The sequence below is a fragment of the Chryseobacterium scophthalmum genome (genome assembly GCF_900143185.1).
GTDB lineage: Bacteria > Bacteroidota > Bacteroidia > Flavobacteriales > Weeksellaceae > Chryseobacterium > Chryseobacterium scophthalmum.
In genome coordinates this window covers 58627-74492 of sequence record NZ_FSRQ01000006.1, presented here as the reverse complement: position 1 = coordinate 74492, position 15866 = coordinate 58627, and the positions used below count along the sequence as shown (strand labels likewise).

The 15866-nt window shown below is 33.4% G+C and carries 14 protein-coding genes; 1 reads left to right on the top strand and 13 read right to left on the bottom strand.

Annotated elements, in window-relative coordinates; all coding sequences use genetic code 11:
• Positions 1-24 precede the first annotated feature (24 nt).
• Positions 25-1446: a D-xylose transporter XylE gene (gene xylE, locus BUR17_RS19815; protein ID WP_074232226.1), complete on the top strand. Its 1422-nt coding sequence runs from the start codon at positions 25-27 to the stop codon at positions 1444-1446.
• Between the two features lie 63 nt (positions 1447-1509).
• Here xylE and BUR17_RS19810 read toward each other — a convergent pair whose 3' ends face one another.
• From BUR17_RS19810 to BUR17_RS19755, 13 genes are all read right to left on the bottom strand, one after another.
• On the bottom strand, positions 1510-1791 hold the full coding sequence (locus tag BUR17_RS19810; protein ID WP_074232225.1) for a hypothetical protein: 282 nt from the start codon (positions 1789-1791) through the stop codon (positions 1510-1512).
• 17 nt (positions 1792-1808) lie between these two features.
• On the bottom strand, positions 1809-3392 hold the full coding sequence (locus tag BUR17_RS19805; protein ID WP_074232224.1) for a Na+/H+ antiporter: 1584 nt from the start codon (positions 3390-3392) through the stop codon (positions 1809-1811).
• Between the two features lie 248 nt (positions 3393-3640).
• Positions 3641-4426: a hypothetical protein gene (locus BUR17_RS19800; protein WP_074232223.1), complete on the bottom strand. Its 786-nt coding sequence runs from the start codon at positions 4424-4426 to the stop codon at positions 3641-3643.
• 8 nt (positions 4427-4434) lie between these two features.
• The gene (locus BUR17_RS19795) at positions 4435-5130 is read right to left on the bottom strand and encodes a hypothetical protein (protein ID WP_074232222.1); all 696 of its coding nucleotides are present in this window, start codon (positions 5128-5130) and stop codon (positions 4435-4437) included.
• 11 nt (positions 5131-5141) lie between these two features.
• A complete protein-coding gene (locus BUR17_RS19790; RefSeq protein WP_074232221.1) occupies positions 5142-5816 on the bottom strand; it encodes a hypothetical protein in 675 nt (224 codons plus the stop codon).
• On the bottom strand, positions 5776-8520 hold the full coding sequence (locus BUR17_RS19785; RefSeq protein ID WP_074232220.1) for an OmpA family protein: 2745 nt from the start codon (positions 8518-8520) through the stop codon (positions 5776-5778). Before BUR17_RS19785 ends, BUR17_RS19790 begins: the two co-directional genes overlap by 41 nt.
• A gap of 3 nt (positions 8521-8523) precedes the next feature.
• Complete coding sequence (locus tag BUR17_RS19780; RefSeq protein ID WP_074232219.1) at positions 8524-9042, bottom strand: DUF4280 domain-containing protein; 519 nt, start codon at positions 9040-9042, stop codon at positions 8524-8526.
• A gap of 2 nt (positions 9043-9044) precedes the next feature.
• A complete protein-coding gene (locus BUR17_RS19775) occupies positions 9045-10100 on the bottom strand; it encodes a hypothetical protein (protein ID WP_143747630.1) in 1056 nt (351 codons plus the stop codon).
• A gap of 16 nt (positions 10101-10116) precedes the next feature.
• Positions 10117-11154, bottom strand: coding sequence for a hypothetical protein (locus BUR17_RS19770; protein WP_074232217.1), 1038 nt, complete (start codon positions 11152-11154; stop codon positions 10117-10119).
• A gap of 93 nt (positions 11155-11247) precedes the next feature.
• Positions 11248-12621, bottom strand: coding sequence for a T6SS phospholipase effector Tle1-like catalytic domain-containing protein (locus BUR17_RS19765; protein ID WP_074232216.1), 1374 nt, complete (start codon positions 12619-12621; stop codon positions 11248-11250).
• A gap of 3 nt (positions 12622-12624) precedes the next feature.
• On the bottom strand, positions 12625-13626 hold the full coding sequence (locus BUR17_RS19760; protein WP_228418878.1) for a DUF2931 family protein: 1002 nt from the start codon (positions 13624-13626) through the stop codon (positions 12625-12627).
• A gap of 64 nt (positions 13627-13690) precedes the next feature.
• Positions 13691-13861, bottom strand: a complete 171-nt coding sequence (locus BUR17_RS20815) for a hypothetical protein (protein ID WP_159437618.1) — start codon at positions 13859-13861, stop codon at positions 13691-13693.
• A gap of 2 nt (positions 13862-13863) precedes the next feature.
• Positions 13864-15792 (bottom strand): type VI secretion system Vgr family protein, encoded by a 1929-nt coding sequence (locus BUR17_RS19755; RefSeq protein WP_074232214.1) that lies wholly within the window; start codon positions 15790-15792, stop codon positions 13864-13866.
• Between the last annotated feature and the right edge of the window lie 74 nt (positions 15793-15866).

Below are 15866 nucleotides of genomic sequence, written 5' to 3'. Positions count from 1 at the left end.
TAACAATTAAAACTAAATCAAACTATGCAAATAATAGATTCTGGTCCTAACTATTCTTCAGGAACAAAGGCGCAGATCAATATGCTGTACGTTACCGTACTCACATTGGTCGCCACTTTGGGAGGACTTTTGTTTGGATACGACACCGCAGTGATTTCCGGAGCCGAAAAATCGATTCAGGAATATCTGATCATTCCTTTGGGATTGAGTTCATTGGCGCACGGAGCAACCATTTCGAGCGCATTGATCGGATGTATCATCGGTGGTGCAATTTCCGGGATGATCTCTACGAAACTGGGAAGAAAAAGATCATTGATGCTTTCTGCATTTTTGTTCTTCATCAGTGCTTTGGGAGCGGCCTATCCTGAATTTTTATTCTTCAAACACGGCGAACATTCAATGGGTGTTTTGCTGGCTTTTAATTTCTATAGAATTATCGGTGGAATTGGTGTAGGATTAGCTTCAGCGGTTTGTCCGATGTATATTGGCGAAATTGCACCTGCTGAAATACGTGGAAAATTGGTTTCTTTAAATCAGTTTGCCATTATTTTTGGAATGCTGGTCGTTTATTTTGTAAACTGGGGAATCGCAAGCGGGCAAACCGTAGAATGGATTAACGAAATCGGATGGCGATATATGTTTTTATCACTGACAATTCCTTCTGCCCTATTTGGAATTCTATTATTTTTCGTTCCTGAAACGCCACGTTATCTAACTTTTATTAATAAAGATGCGGAGGCTCTTAAAATTTTAACCAAAATAAACGGAGAAGCCCGTGGAAAAGAAATTTTCTCTGAAATAAAAAGCACCGTCGTTGAGCAAAAAAGTGAGATTTTTGCCTTTGGAAAAACCGTCATTGTCATTGGAATTTTACTTTCTGTTTTCCAACAATTTGTAGGAATAAATGTGGCTTTGTATTATGCGCCAAGAATTTTCGAAAGTATGGGCGTTCATAAAGATTCTTCGATGCTACAAACCGTTGTGATGGGATTGGTGAATGTTATATTTACGGTTATTGCAATCTTCACGGTGGATAAGTGGGGAAGAAAACCTTTATTGATTGTCGGTTCAGTTGGGATGGCGATTGGAATGTTTGCGATTGCGATCTTATCTTATTATCAAATTATCGGGATTGCCACTTTGGTGTTTATTATCCTTTACACGGCTTCATTTATGATGTCTTGGGGACCGATTTGCTGGGTTTTAATTTCAGAAATTTTCCCTAATAAAATAAGAGGAAGTGCGATTGCAATTGCTGTTGCCGCTCAATGGGCAGCCAATTATTTAATATCTTCCACTTATCCTTTTATGATGGAATTCAGCGGAGCTTTCACGTATGGATTTTACGGCGTGATGAGTGTATTATCGTTAGTTTTTGTTTGGAAATGGGTTCCTGAGACCAAAGGCAAATCTTTGGAAGAGATCGAAAAGATTTGGGAGAAATAAAATATACTTCAGTTTTATAATTAATTTGTGTGAGCATCGAATTTTTTCGGTGCTCTTTTTTAATCAATTTAAAATTACTTCATTCAGTATTTTCATTTTTTTTTTAAGTTGTTTAATTCTCCAAATAAATAAAATTAATGCCATCACAATTAATATTACTCCAACCAAGCATTGTGAAAAATAATCTATGTCTTGGGTTTTTGGACTTAATAAAATTCCTAAACCTACAATTAATAAAAAAACACCTAACCCAACTTTTGTCTCAACATGAGTTCCTAAAGCACCAAAAATACCCATTAAAAATTCTGCTCCTATTTTCTTTAAAATTTTATTGTTCTGTGACATCGAGATAATTTTTAGAATTAAATCATCCTTAATCGCTCTTCTTCAAGATCGATTTGGAATAATTGCTGACGGATTATTTCTTCATTAATTTTCGGGTCTTTATTAAGCTCTGAAAGATATTCACGCTGGGTTTCGAGCATTTCTATAAAGATAAGTTTTGTTTTCTCATTCATCCAACTGTCGTCGGCGGCTTTTGCACGTTCTTCCCAATGTCTAAGAAAAATCTCTAAACCTGCATGGTCTTTCAATTCTTTTTCATACTTGGTTTTAAGAAAATGATAAACATGTTGTTTCAAATCTTTTTTTAATTTTTGTTTCGTTAATTCTTCAGATTCTTCTTTGAAAACATCATCAAAAAACCGAGTACGTTTGATAAAATAAGGAAGCGTAAGACCCTGAACTAAAAGGGTAAGTAAAATCACAACAAAAGTAATAAAGAGAATTAAATTTCTATGCGGAAAAGCTTCACCATTATCTAAAGTCACGGGAATTGCCAATGCCGCCGCCAACGAAACCACACCCCGCATTCCTGTCCAGCCTAATAAAAGTGGCATCATCCAACGACGTGTTCTTGAAGATGCATGAGGTTGTACACTTGGACGAAAAATCATCGTAGAAATTAATGCAGCATAAGAGCTAATCATTCTTGCAGCGATGAGAATTCCTGTTACTAAAACACCGTAGCCAATAGCTGTTTCCAACGGAATTTGATCTTCCTTAAGTCCATCTACAATTTCAGGAAGTTCTAATCCAATGATGAGGAAAACTACACCATTCAGAATAAAAATAAGACTTTCCCAAACACTGTAGGCATGGATCCGGCTTGTACTGTTTAAGAATTTTAATCGTCTTGCCGACATAAAGAGTCCGCCTGCAACAACCGCCAAAACGCCCGAACTGTGAAACTGCTCTGCAATCCAATACATCAAATAAGGTTCAATGATCGTCAATGCAATATCAGAAGGTGCATCCGTTGGAAGAAGTTTGTGTGCTTTTACAAAAATCCATCCCAAAAGCAAACCAATAACAACGCCGCCAATGACCATCCAAAAGAAACTCATCGTAGCGTCCATCCAAATGAACTGACCCGTTCCAACCGCAATCAAAGCGAATCGGAAAATGATCAATGATGAGGCGTCATTCAACAAACTTTCGCCTTCAAGAATGGTAGAGGTAGATTTTGGAATTTTGACAAATTTAGTAATCGCACCTGTACTTACCGCATCTGGTGGAGAAACAATTCCACCAAGTAAAAAACCTAAAGCAATTGTAAATCCTGGTATAAAATAATTGGTAATTAATGCCACTGATAAAGCGGTAAAAAATACGACCAAAAAAGCAAAACTCCCGATAATACGCCACCATTTCATCATTTCTTTAAAAGAAATATTCCAGGCTGCGTCACATAATAACGGTGGAAGAAATATAAAAAAGATAAGATCCGGATCAATTTTTATGACAGGTAATCCCGGAATGAAACTGATAATCAAACCTCCAACAACCAATAAAATAGGGTAAGCAATTTTGAGTTTGGCAGCAAACATGTTTAAAACAACGATGACCGCAACCATTGCTAACAGAAAAGGTAAAAGACTGTGCATGATATTATTTGTGTTTTAAGATATAAAAATAGCAATAATTTCTTTTGTTATTTTTTACTTCAAAAATAGATATCTTTAGTTTAGAAATAATTTATCCTAATGAAAAGTAAACTATTTGTATTCTAATATTAATATTAAAAATGGATTATTTTCAAATGGTTGGGAATACTTTGGCATTAATACGTAAATCTAAAAAAGCTTAAATAAAATTTATTTAAGCTTTTTAAATACCTTTAAAAAGATTGACTTCATATAACTTCAAATTCAGCTTTCCCATTTGGGATATGAAACATAAGCTCTAACATAAGCTCTTCACCAGTGTTTGGGTTAAATAGGAAAAAAGCAGGCTCTCCGTTGTTTTTTTTGTACGTTGCCAGTTTTCCGTTACCATATATTTTTAAAACTTTATCATGACTGAGAGGCATAGGCGAAAAACCATTTTGGGAATCTGTTATTAAACTATTTATTCTCGCATTTGCATCTGCATCGCTCAAATACATTGCACTTGCCATATTTTTTTCACGATTTTTTATCATTTCAAACAAAGATTCATATTGCTTATTTGCAAAACAATCGCTTATTTTTTTGTAGATTAAATCTAGCTTTTCAGTGATTACAGAAATATTATTCTTTAAATCTAAAGATAAGTCTTTACTATATTCCAAAGTGCTCATTTCATAAGAAATATCCGCTTCAAAGGAAGATGAATGTTTAAAATCAGATACTTTTTGACTGATTTGTATTTTGTTAGTTACACAATCTTTTACATGAGTAAAAGTTTCGCCCTGAACATTAAATAATTTTATGACATATTCGAACTTAGTTTTATCATCAATTATGTTTTGTCCAGAAACAGGAAACAGATTAATGACTACATTTTGTTTTCCCGGGCTAAAAATTCCAAAATTTATAGGAACATTAGGAGACATCTGCCCTTCCGTTTCAAGTGAAATAACGGGAATATCATTAATCAGCACTTCAAATCTGCAATTGACTGCCGTAAAATCTATTGTATAATAAGGTTGATGAATCATTTTTAGGATTATTTATTATAAAACATGTCAAAACTTCTATATGACACCCATTCTTTATATTTTGGCGATGACTTATCTAAAACATATATTTTAAGTTTTCCATCATTTTTAGAATGATTTACTGTATTAATGAAAAAATAAGTGACTTTATTTTTAGAATCCTCCCAAACTTCCTTCGTTTCTTCTATATGGTCTGTCTTTGGATCCCCGTTTTCATCAAGAAAAATAGGTCTTTCTTTTGTATTGACATTTTTTTCAAAAAATGCTGGTTTAGAACCCATTGATTTTGTGATAGAACTAATGATTTTATCACTGTCTTTATGATTAATCAATTCCATTTCGTAGCACCAGATTTTCTTGTTTTCTTTAAAATAAAAAAACGAAATATTATCTGAATCTGATATTGCATTTCCTGCTATTGAAAGGTTTAATTTCTTGTTTTTTGGAAATTGAAATTCTTCATAATCACCTGAAACATTGTAATCATCTAAGGCATTGTCATTAACGGTCAATCCTATTCCTTTTAAAACTTCTTCTATATTCGAACCAAATTTCAGCTCTTTGAAATCTAATTTTGAATTATTACTTTTTGCAATATTATTACTCGTCACATTTACTGTTGAATTTGGTTTTTCAAGAGCTTTTTCCTGACAGTTCATTAAAACAAAGCTCAAAACTATTTGACTTAAAATTATTTTTTTCATGTAATAAATTCTTAGTTTACTTCTTCTATATATTTTGTGAATGGATATATTTTAACATTTTTTTTGTTCATGAGTCTATATTCTAAATAATCTGAATATTTTGTATTCGATGTCGCACCTATCGCTACATCGGTTAAATTGCTAGTTTTTAAACATAACAAATCAGATTCAATTGTTTTTTTGTTTTGTATCACTGCTTCAAATCCCTGATTTAAAATATAAATTTTATCTGAATTTTCCCAAATCAAATACTTTTCAAATCCTTTATCATCTTCAAAACTTGGTTTACCTAAATTTTTCAATAACGTTTTTAAAAGCTTTTGACTTTCATTCTGGGTATAAATATGAATCTGAAAGCCATTAATATCTTGTTTATCACCCATGAACTGAAGAAAATTCTTCCCTGAATACTCAGCCGAATTTGACGTAATTTCACCATCAAAATCTTCACCAAAAAACTGATAAGGATTCATATCTTTAATTTTATAGGTCACTACTCCGGCATTATATCTACTTTTATCAACTTCAAAGTCATTATCTTCTAATAAAAGAATATTTTTTACCGGATAATTAATACTGGCTAATTCTATCTTAGTCTCAGTACACGACGTTAAAAAAACAATTAATAAGAAAAGAGTAATTAATTTACTTTTTCTTTTTTTCCCAAAGCAATAATTTATTTTCACTACCTGTTATTTTAGCTAACTTTTCCATTATATCAAACCCGTCAAAAAACGTTCTTGTTCGGTTGTAATTTACGGGAGTCCAATCTTTACTAACTTTCTTATAAGTAAAACCTGCTTTTACCATGATAACCACTGTCCCTACACAGGGATCTATACTTAAACTCGGGATATAATAAATTCCGCGCAGAGAATCATATTGTAATTTATGGCCTGAAGTAATACCCATTGAAGCTCCTGCAGACAATTTACCTTCCATATGACCTTCGAGTTCAGGTTTTTTAGTAGTTCCTATTACCACGTACATTCCTTTTAGTTCTAATCCTGATTTCAGTTCTACGGTTATATTGGAGGTTAAAGCAAAATCAATTCCTGTCCCATCTTTGACTGTACTGTAAGTAACATCTACTGAACCATCAACTTTCCCTCTAACTTCTAAATCAATGTACATTTTAAATTTAATTTCAACTCTTTCAGATTCATATCCTTTTTGAGCCCAATCTCTCACCATATTGAAGATTTCAAGCGCCAAAGCATTTCCTGTTCCTGCAGTTGCTGCAGCAACACCCGCCTGAACCGCTAAACCTAGCAAATCAAAAACAATCGCAAGCTCAACCAATGGTTTAGTTTCTAAAAAGAATTTCAGTTTAGTCCCTATTTCACTGTTTGTATTGTTTACATCTGCTTCCCAATCAGCTCCAACATATACTGCAGGTGCATTTAGTTTTATATCAAAAGGCAGTTTACGTCCTATTCCTTTAGAAATATTACCTTTCGTTCCGCCAGTAATTCCTTGAGCAATTTTTTTAATTGATGATATCGTTGAAAATAATTTAGATATTTTATCGCTATACTTTCCAGTGAGTTCAGGATTACTACCGTATGAACCATCTTTTTGTTTATCAAAGGAAGCTTTTAATTCTACACCAAAATCAACTTCACTATACTTTCCTTTTTCTTCATTTGCTAATTTCAGAGCTTTTCCTCTTAATTCTTTATGTTTTTCAGGAGACAGTTTTTGCCATTTTATACTTAAGCTGTTGCTTAAATTCACATAAAAAGCAAATCTCCATTTAATATCAGGATATGTTCTGATAATAACTGTCGGTATTTTTTTATTTGCAAAATAAGTACACGAATGAATATCAACATTCACTTTATTAGGCGTACTGGAAGCAGGCCAAATATATTGTATCGGAAGTAAATTATGTTTAGACAAATCAGAATATACTTCATACTGTTTACTCGGAACTGGGTATGATTCTACTTTCTCGTTACCATTCTTTACCTGCCCGATATCTGTAATTTTTATATTTTTCTCATGAGAACCAATACATCCTTTATTTTCAAAATTATTTACCTGTATATTAATTTTTTTCTTATTTGAAGAGTCATAAGGTGGTGCAATAACTTCGTAAATCAAAGACAATTCATCATGATCGATTACTGAAAATCTGATTTTTGCTCTTCGATTTTCCTGATGTTGTGCTTCCGTAAGATTTGCTCCTTTGTAAATCAATTGATTTTCACCTAAACCCTGCGAAAGAAATTTGGTATTGCTTAAACCTTGCTGCTTGAGATATTGGGCTACAGCTTCAGATCGGTTTTGGGACAGTCTTAAATTAAAATCTCCAGGACCACGTTCATCAGCATGACCTTCTATAATAACATTAGAATGCTTATTATTTTTTAATTTACTTGCTATTACATCTAATGTTTTTCTATCATTGGCACGAATATTATTTTTATTAAAATCAAAGTAAACCAGCTCTACTATCTCGTTATAAGAAGTCTGTGCTTTTCTTTTTAATTTTGTTTTTCCTTCTTCAAAAACCGTAACACTTTTATCATCTGTAATAATAATTTGTTTGAATTTACATAATCCTACACCTTGATGATTCTTATCTGTATTACCTACCAAAATAGTCGACTGGTTCGATGGTTTTGTTTTATTTACTACTTTGAGTTCATTTTTAATATTAAGATACTTACCATGTTCAACATTTCCGTTTTTATCTTTTAGATAAGCGCCATTCTTTTTTTTAATCTTTACATAAAATTCTTCATTACTCTGAATAAATTTAATGGAAGATTTCCATTCTGATGTATTAGGAATTTTTAGATTGATTTGACCGTCGGTAACAGTTACATTATAAAGTGTTCTCATTTTATAATCACCATCCCACATCTCATTATAAACCTCAACGATAACTACCTCACCATTGATTCCTTCTGTATCTGCATGAAAATGTATTTCTTCACCATAACAAAATCCAAAGTTATTATCATCTGTATTTTTAATGTTTTTTCCACCTCTCGTTCTGCTCCATGTGCTCGAAACAATTAATGGCGGACATTGTGCAAAAAGAAAAAGGCCTGTAAAATTGACATCAGGCTTCCCAGTCATACTTGCTTCAACATAATAAGGATATCCGCATAGATGTTTAGGTATTTTATAGGAAAAATACTTGTCTGTCATACACTCAATTCGCTCAATTATTTTTTTCCTGTCCCTATCAAGAACCATCCAGTATAGTTTCCCTTTCTTTTGAGCTTCAGTAGTATCTTTATGCCATTCTTTTATATAAAAATGTGCTTTTTTATTAGCAGGAACGATTACCCATTTATCCACGCTAACTCTTGAATTAGAGTTATCTGCTTCATTGGGTTGAGGTACAAACTTTATTTTTTTAATTCCTTTAGACATTCTTTATATTTTTAAAGATTCTTCCTGTGCTACAATTTGTCCTGATTCAAAGCCTTCATGAGTAGGTTCTTCTGTAAACATATCCTCCGAATTCATCAACGGATTGATCTGCTGCTGCACATCCTGATCTGCATTTTTAAAATTCTGCTGACTTGCCTCTGCTCTTTGTCCGTGATCTATAATTTCTATACATGGAGTTCCGGCAATAGCACATACTGCCTTGCTATCTTCCAAAATGATATAACCTCCATTGCTAAGCTGAACTTTATCGTAAAAGTTCTGCCATTCGGTCACCATAACTTTACACGGCGGAGGCGGGCTTCCCATTTTTGTACAATTTCCGAATGTGTTTTTTTCAAATGTTGCAGCGCCAATTTCTTTAGTAGTGACAATCAGTTTTTTTGCTGCACTTTTATCGTTTGCATATTCTTTTTCGTGACTCAGCACTTTAAGATTATCCGGAGCCTGCCCAAATTGGCATTTGCACATAGCTCCTTGTACTACAATGTGTTTTTCTGCCATAACTAAAATTCTTTGTTTGAAATTACAAGTCTTGATAAATATTCATTTCCGAATTCTAAGCGAACAAATGTTGAATTCATTTTAAAAGTTACAACCGTCAAGGCTTTCGCAGTATTTTCATCACCGTCTACTGTAGTCTGATAAAGCTGGGCATTATATCTTGCAAATTTTGTTTTGCATTCTGAAGGTGAACTATCATTAAAAACCAAACCATAAGGCAATCCCGAAATAGCATCATTTCCGTAATATTGAATGGCGTAATATTCTTCACCACTATTCATATTGGCATAAATCATATTGAAATTTTCGAAATCCCAATTGGAATATTTTCCGTTCTTACAGCTTTCACAATCCATTTTACTCGGATCTGTTTTTAAAAGTTTCGCTATCTGATCTGAATTTGTTGGAAGACTGATAAATTGCTTTTTAACAAAAAGATCCTGAAGATATTTTGAGGTCACTTTTTTTTGTGATTGTTTTGCTTCTACAGCTGCAATCTGAGCATCAGTCTGAGCAGTCATCATCGCTTCAGTTTCAGAATCAATTGAAGAGTTGTCGACAGCTGTTAATCCTTTAGACAATTCTTTACTTTTCGCATTTAAAAGAAATTCTTTAATTTCATTTTCAAGTTTTCCGGTAGATTTTGTGAGCTTTACATCGACTTCCTTTTTAGACCAGTTATCAGGATTAATTTCTTCTAAAAAGACCGTAACTTTAGTACTTTTCGCAGAAAGCTTTTTCATGGAAACATTCCAGATTGCTTTTTGGATAAACTGTTTTGGCTTTGCTCCTTTTTTTAAAGCTAAGTTTAAATATAAATTTTTCTCATTGGCATCAAATTTCAAATCATATAAATCGACCGTCGTTGAAAACTCATTATCTCCTGCAGCGGCAGCTTTTGGCTCATCTTTCGTAAAATCATTGGTAAAATCAAAAATCGTGTTTTGCAATGCTTCAATATCTTTGGGAACCGTAAATTCTGTTTTCTGCCCAAAATTCAGAGCAAAAACTAAAATAAAGAGTGCTAAAGAAAGTTTTTCAAATATTATTTTCTTCATTGGTTTGGTTTTAAATTTAATCAATAACAGCTACAACAACAGATATTTTTTTTCTCCTTTCAAGATTAATATCGCATTCCAAATACAATGATTCTGAAAGCTGCGTTTCACCGTTGAGAAAATACTGAAGTCTGAAATTTCCGTCATCGTTCATCACTGTATTTTCTTCTATAATTAAAGAAAAAGGCGCTTCGTTGATAAAATCATAACGGCTTCTTTCATCATATAATTTTCCGTTTCCAGAAATATTTATTAAATCGTAATCATCTTTTAGCGGATCAATTTCCACTTCAATTTTAAATCTCGGTTCAATAGCATTATTTATCACCGGAAAGGTTTCTGTCATTTCAGTAAGATAATCCTGATTAAATTTCTGATAAATTCCAAAAAACAAGGTTCGGATGAAATAATCGTTTTTAATGAAGATAAAAAGAGAATTGGGTTCATCTAAAACCTTTTCAATTTTTTGACAATATTCATCGACTATCTCACCTTCAAATTCTTTGTAAACCTCATCTTTAATATCATTCCATCTTTCTTTAAATACATCAGTATTTTCAACATTGCTAAATTTACCTTGCTGATCAACGCTTATCTGCATCGGATATAAAACCTGAGACGTTTTATACGCCAGCAAATCTGCTATTTCGTTGACTTCTTCATCATTCAGAAAAAGATTTGATATCCTGTCGATTTCAAAAAAATGAAATCCATTTTCATATTTAACCCACCGAACAGAAGTATTGTATTTAATTTCATTTTTTTTCTCGTTATTTTCGATGGTAATCATTACTCCATATTCCAAAAGTGAATTCTCAGGCTGAAAAACCAATCTGTTTCCGTGACCAAATTTCACCAGCTTCTTTTTATCAGCAACTGCAGTTCGTGGCAGAAATAGCTCTTTCTGCTTGGTAAGATGTATTAAAATATTGTCTTCAACTTTACAATGATTGTTGTGAAAAAACTTTAACGATTCTTCAGTCAGATCATAAAGATTTGCAATACTTTTTACAGTTTCTCCGGGTTGTATATTATGTTTATTAAACTTCTGCATAAATAAAAACGATGGTTGAGAGAAGTGTGATTATGATCTAAACCCTACTTCTTCAAATCCGTTGAAAGTTTTATTAAAACGACAATTTTCACATTAATGAACTACTCTTTTACCATCTGATCTTGGATCCATACCTACCCAATCATAATCTGCAGACCAATGTAAATACTCATTTCTCAATTTTCTTAGATCTTCCTGCTCTTTCATTTCTTTTTGATAATCAGCATATCTTTGTTCTGGAACTTTCGAACCCTCATATTGCTTATTAATATCTGCGAACCAGCGAAATTTATATGGTTTTCCGTTCCCCATCACATAGCCATTCAATTTATTTTTCACTCTAACCAGCAACGGATCGTTTGATATTTTATATTTTGTACCTATTTGTGTAACATCTATTTTTAAGCTTTCGTTTTTGCCATATTCTGCCATAAACTGTAAAGGAATATAACTGTATGTTTTTTTTACTAATTCTCTATTACTCGAAAGCTTTCTTCTATATTCATGTATAATAAGCTGCTTATCTGTAAACCAACCTTGTGCAACAAGCTGTGCCTTTCTCTCTTTTTGAACACTTTCACTGCCGTTGATAATTTCATCTTTTGCCTCTGGACCTGTTTCGTAACCACCACCAATATCACTATGCACTCCTGGAAAAGATCTCTCAATTCCTAAAAACACATTTTTCTGCTTTACTTTATCATAAGTAATAATATCGGTAAGATCAAAGTTGATTCTATGCTCGTTTTCTGCAGTAAAATGAACAATTTTTTTAGCTTTTGCGATATCATCTAAATGTAATTCTACAATATCATTACTAAAATTCGGAGAGGTTGTCCAAGTATTTTCCGAATAGGATGAGACCGTATCAAAAATTCCCAAAAACCTGATATCTACTTTTATTTCATCAGGATTAATACCTAATTTTTGCATTTCTGTTCCTAAATTACCAAAATTGATACTCTTAGGATCCGAAGTGTTTTTTTTCTTTGAAACCTGATGCACAAAATACCTTGCCGCAGCGGCACCTCTGCTAAAACCGAAAACATCCAAGATAACAGTTCCTATTTTTGCTGCAGGATTAGCTTTTTTAAGTAAACTTATTTTCTCTGCAATATCTTCACAGCCAATTACAACTTTTGCTTTAATACCCGTATCTTCAGAACCATAAGCATAACCATCCATCTCATCTCCTTCATTATCTGTGGTACCAATTCCTTCTACATAGATTGCATTTTTCTTATCGTAATTATCCCAAAGACGCGCAACATTACTCCAGTCATTATTGTAACTATTATTATCCGATGGGTCACCGCCATGGTCTTGGTAAGATTCTGTGTTGCCTTTCCGTGCATCAGAATTGGTTTTATTATTTAGAGTACCATCAAAGAAAACCCCCAAAGCGACATTAATTACGTTTGGTGGCGGTGCTGGTGGTGAATAGTTTCCAAATACAACGTTTGACATGATTTAATAAATTTTACTGATGAAATTTTTCAGCTGAATACTATTTTCTTTTTGTTTTAAACTGACATCAGCACTTTTATTTTCCGGATTTACTTTAATGATAATATCCACTGGCTCTGTTTGACTAAAACTTGTAAATGTTTTGTACATATCGGTCAGATCAAAATCTGTAGGAAGAACATTATTGCCTTTCAAGACATTTTCTTCATAATACTTTTCATCTTTTGTAAAAAAAAGATTTGCTCCCAACTCTTTACCGGCAAAATCTGAAATGACTATTGACAAATAATAAGGTATTGCTTTTTTATCCTGGTTTTCAGCGTAAGTATCATATTCTCCGTTGCAAGCCATGAAAAATATTTTCTTAATCTTAAAACCTGATGGCAGTTCTACTACAGGTTTCCATGAATATTTCTTTCTGAAATTTTCATAAATAGACGGATCTGGATAGCCTGAAGTACTTAACCTGTTTTTAACTTCGGAAGTCATTAGAAAATCACTTTTTAAACGCTCTTTAGCATAATCATTTTCAAACATATACTGTGCATTTTCATAAGCTTGTGACTTTGTAATAATAGTATCATGAGCCTGAAAACTGCCTATTTCTTTCTGAACTCCCGGTGCATTCACCCACAAAACAAGTTTCCCTTTGGGAGCCAATCCTATTTTGAATGTTGTATAGGTTTGTTTTTTTCCGGTATCTGTATCTATAAAACCTTCTTTAAATAATTGTTCGATCTTTATTTTATCTAAATTCCATTTTCCGGTGTAGAATTTTTCTTCAACTAAAGAATACCATGTAAACTCTAACTGGTGAGGAATTTCCATCTTTTTAGTCGCAACATTCATTTTTGAGCCTTCATTTCCCCAACCCGTATTTTGCGTACCCCAAATTGCATCAAAAGGATAGGTAAAGTTATTTGAAATGATCCCACCATTGTAGATTTCCATAGGATATTCTTGTGGAGCAGAGATGGTGCCCGACCAGTTGTATTTTTCTTCCATTTTTTTATTTTGACAACTTACTAGTGAAAAACTATAAAAGATAAAGAGAACTAATATTTTTAATTTATTTATTCCCATGAGACATTATTTTTTTATTACTTGCCAAAACAAGGTTTCCATTAGTAGCCTCTGCATTGATTTTTTGTGCAATTTTTTCAGCCTTTTTTCCGACACTTAAATTGTAAGTATCATTTACTTTGATGATAATATTTTTTGCTGTTTTTCGAATGGCCATGATTAGAATAATTTTGATTTTTCGGCACTGTTAAATTCAACAATCTTTCCACTTTGCATCGTCATATTTTCCAATTCGCTGAACATTGATATTTCTCCGGCAATTTCGTTGGAGGTTTCAGACTGACGGAAAAATTCTTTTTCCACCATCTCCGTTCTCATATCTGAAGATTCACGAATATCTCCCGCTGCAGTCTGCACAATATCTGTACCTGCAGTAGAAATAATATTATCATTTGCAGAGCTGGTAATACTTGCTCCCGCTCCAATCGAAATTTCTTTACCAGCAGTGATATTGATATTTTCACCTGCGTTTAAAGTAAAATTTTTCGGAGCATTCATTGAAATATTTCCCTTTCCATCCATGAAATAGGTATTTCCACTCGGATCAATGATATTTACACTTCCTTCTTCATCGTTCATCAAAATTCTGATTCCGCTTCTTGTCTGTATTGATTTTAAATGATTATTGATTCCGCCACCTAATCCAACTCCTCCATGAAACATTCCGCCCATTACAAAAGGTCGGTCGGGATGATTGTGTACAAAATTTACCATTACCTGATCGCCAACTTCGGGAATGGCAACATAACCTCGGTTTTGGGTAATCTGATCAGTTCCTCCTGCATCGGGACTCATCATTCTAATGAAATGTGTGGTGTCATTCGTCTGCCAGTCAAATCTTACCTGAACTCTTCCCTGTCCTTCTGGATCGGCGTTTGAAATGACTGTTGCAATTTGTGGCTGTGCGATAGGAACGGTAAATTCAGGTTTTGGTAAAAACCCTGTGTCTGATGCAATTCCTGCAAAACTTCCGGTATAATGACCAATCGTATCAATTTCATGGGTAGTTTCTGTAATCATGATTCTTGTGAAATACGAAGTTTCATTCGTATCAACTTTTCGCATTTCAATATCTACGCTGCAGCCAGGATGTAAAAAAGGAACGGTTGTAGAACCTGAAAGATTGAAAACATTCACCGCTTCACTTCCAGAAGTACTTTTTTGTGAATATTCAACATCCAAATGAGTTGTTGCTTTTATGGGTGCAACGCGTAATGATGGAGTTTTGTAAATAGCATCATTATGCTGATAAGCTGTTTTTGCTAAATCTCCAACATGCTGAATCGGCGTTGAGCCCGATTTTAAAACTTCATTTTTATTGCTGTTGTAACCGTAAAATTGTGGTTTGGTATGAACAGCTTTTAATTCAACTTTTATATCGTTTGCACTGCTTCCGTAAGTTAATTTGATCGGCTTATTTTGTGGTGGAAGTTTCCCGAAGTGAAGAACTTCTCCATCGTAATAAAACTGTTCGCCATACGCTTCTGCCATTCTCGCCAGATAATTGTAATGGGTTTCATCATATTGACTGCTATAAATAATTTGAGAATAATCATTGGTATCAATTCTGATATCAAAACGGCTTTTATCTAAACCTTGTTTAATGACTTCTTCAGCAATAATTCCCATATTGACAGCCTGATTTCCACCAAAACTTTGAATATGAGGAGCTCCATCCAATAGAATGGTAGGACTATAACCTGACAAAATGATATTTCCCAGACTCATTTTCTCCTGACTGAAACCTACGCCTGTAATAACGCCTACAAAAGTGCGTTCCGGACTGTTCTCAATGTCTTTATAAGAAATGACAGCCGTTAATCTTTTGCCTAAAAATTTATTTGCTTCTTCTAAAGTATGGGTTTGGCGGTCGCCTAAAGTATCATGCGCTAAAGTAAGCGTAAATTCGTGGTGCTTTTGTGAGCTTTGGGTAAGCTTGAAATGTTTGTAATACTTGATTACCTTACCTTCAATGACCAAAGATAATTTTACCAATCGGTTAATTCCGGTATGATGATTCTCTGAAATTCCTGCCGCATTCTGAGACGGGCGGAAAACGGAACCTCCAGATGTGTCAAAACTTTTCATATCTGCGTAAATTTGGTGTATAGAGCATAAATTTATAAAATATTATTCATCTCGATATGATAAATCTTATTTAT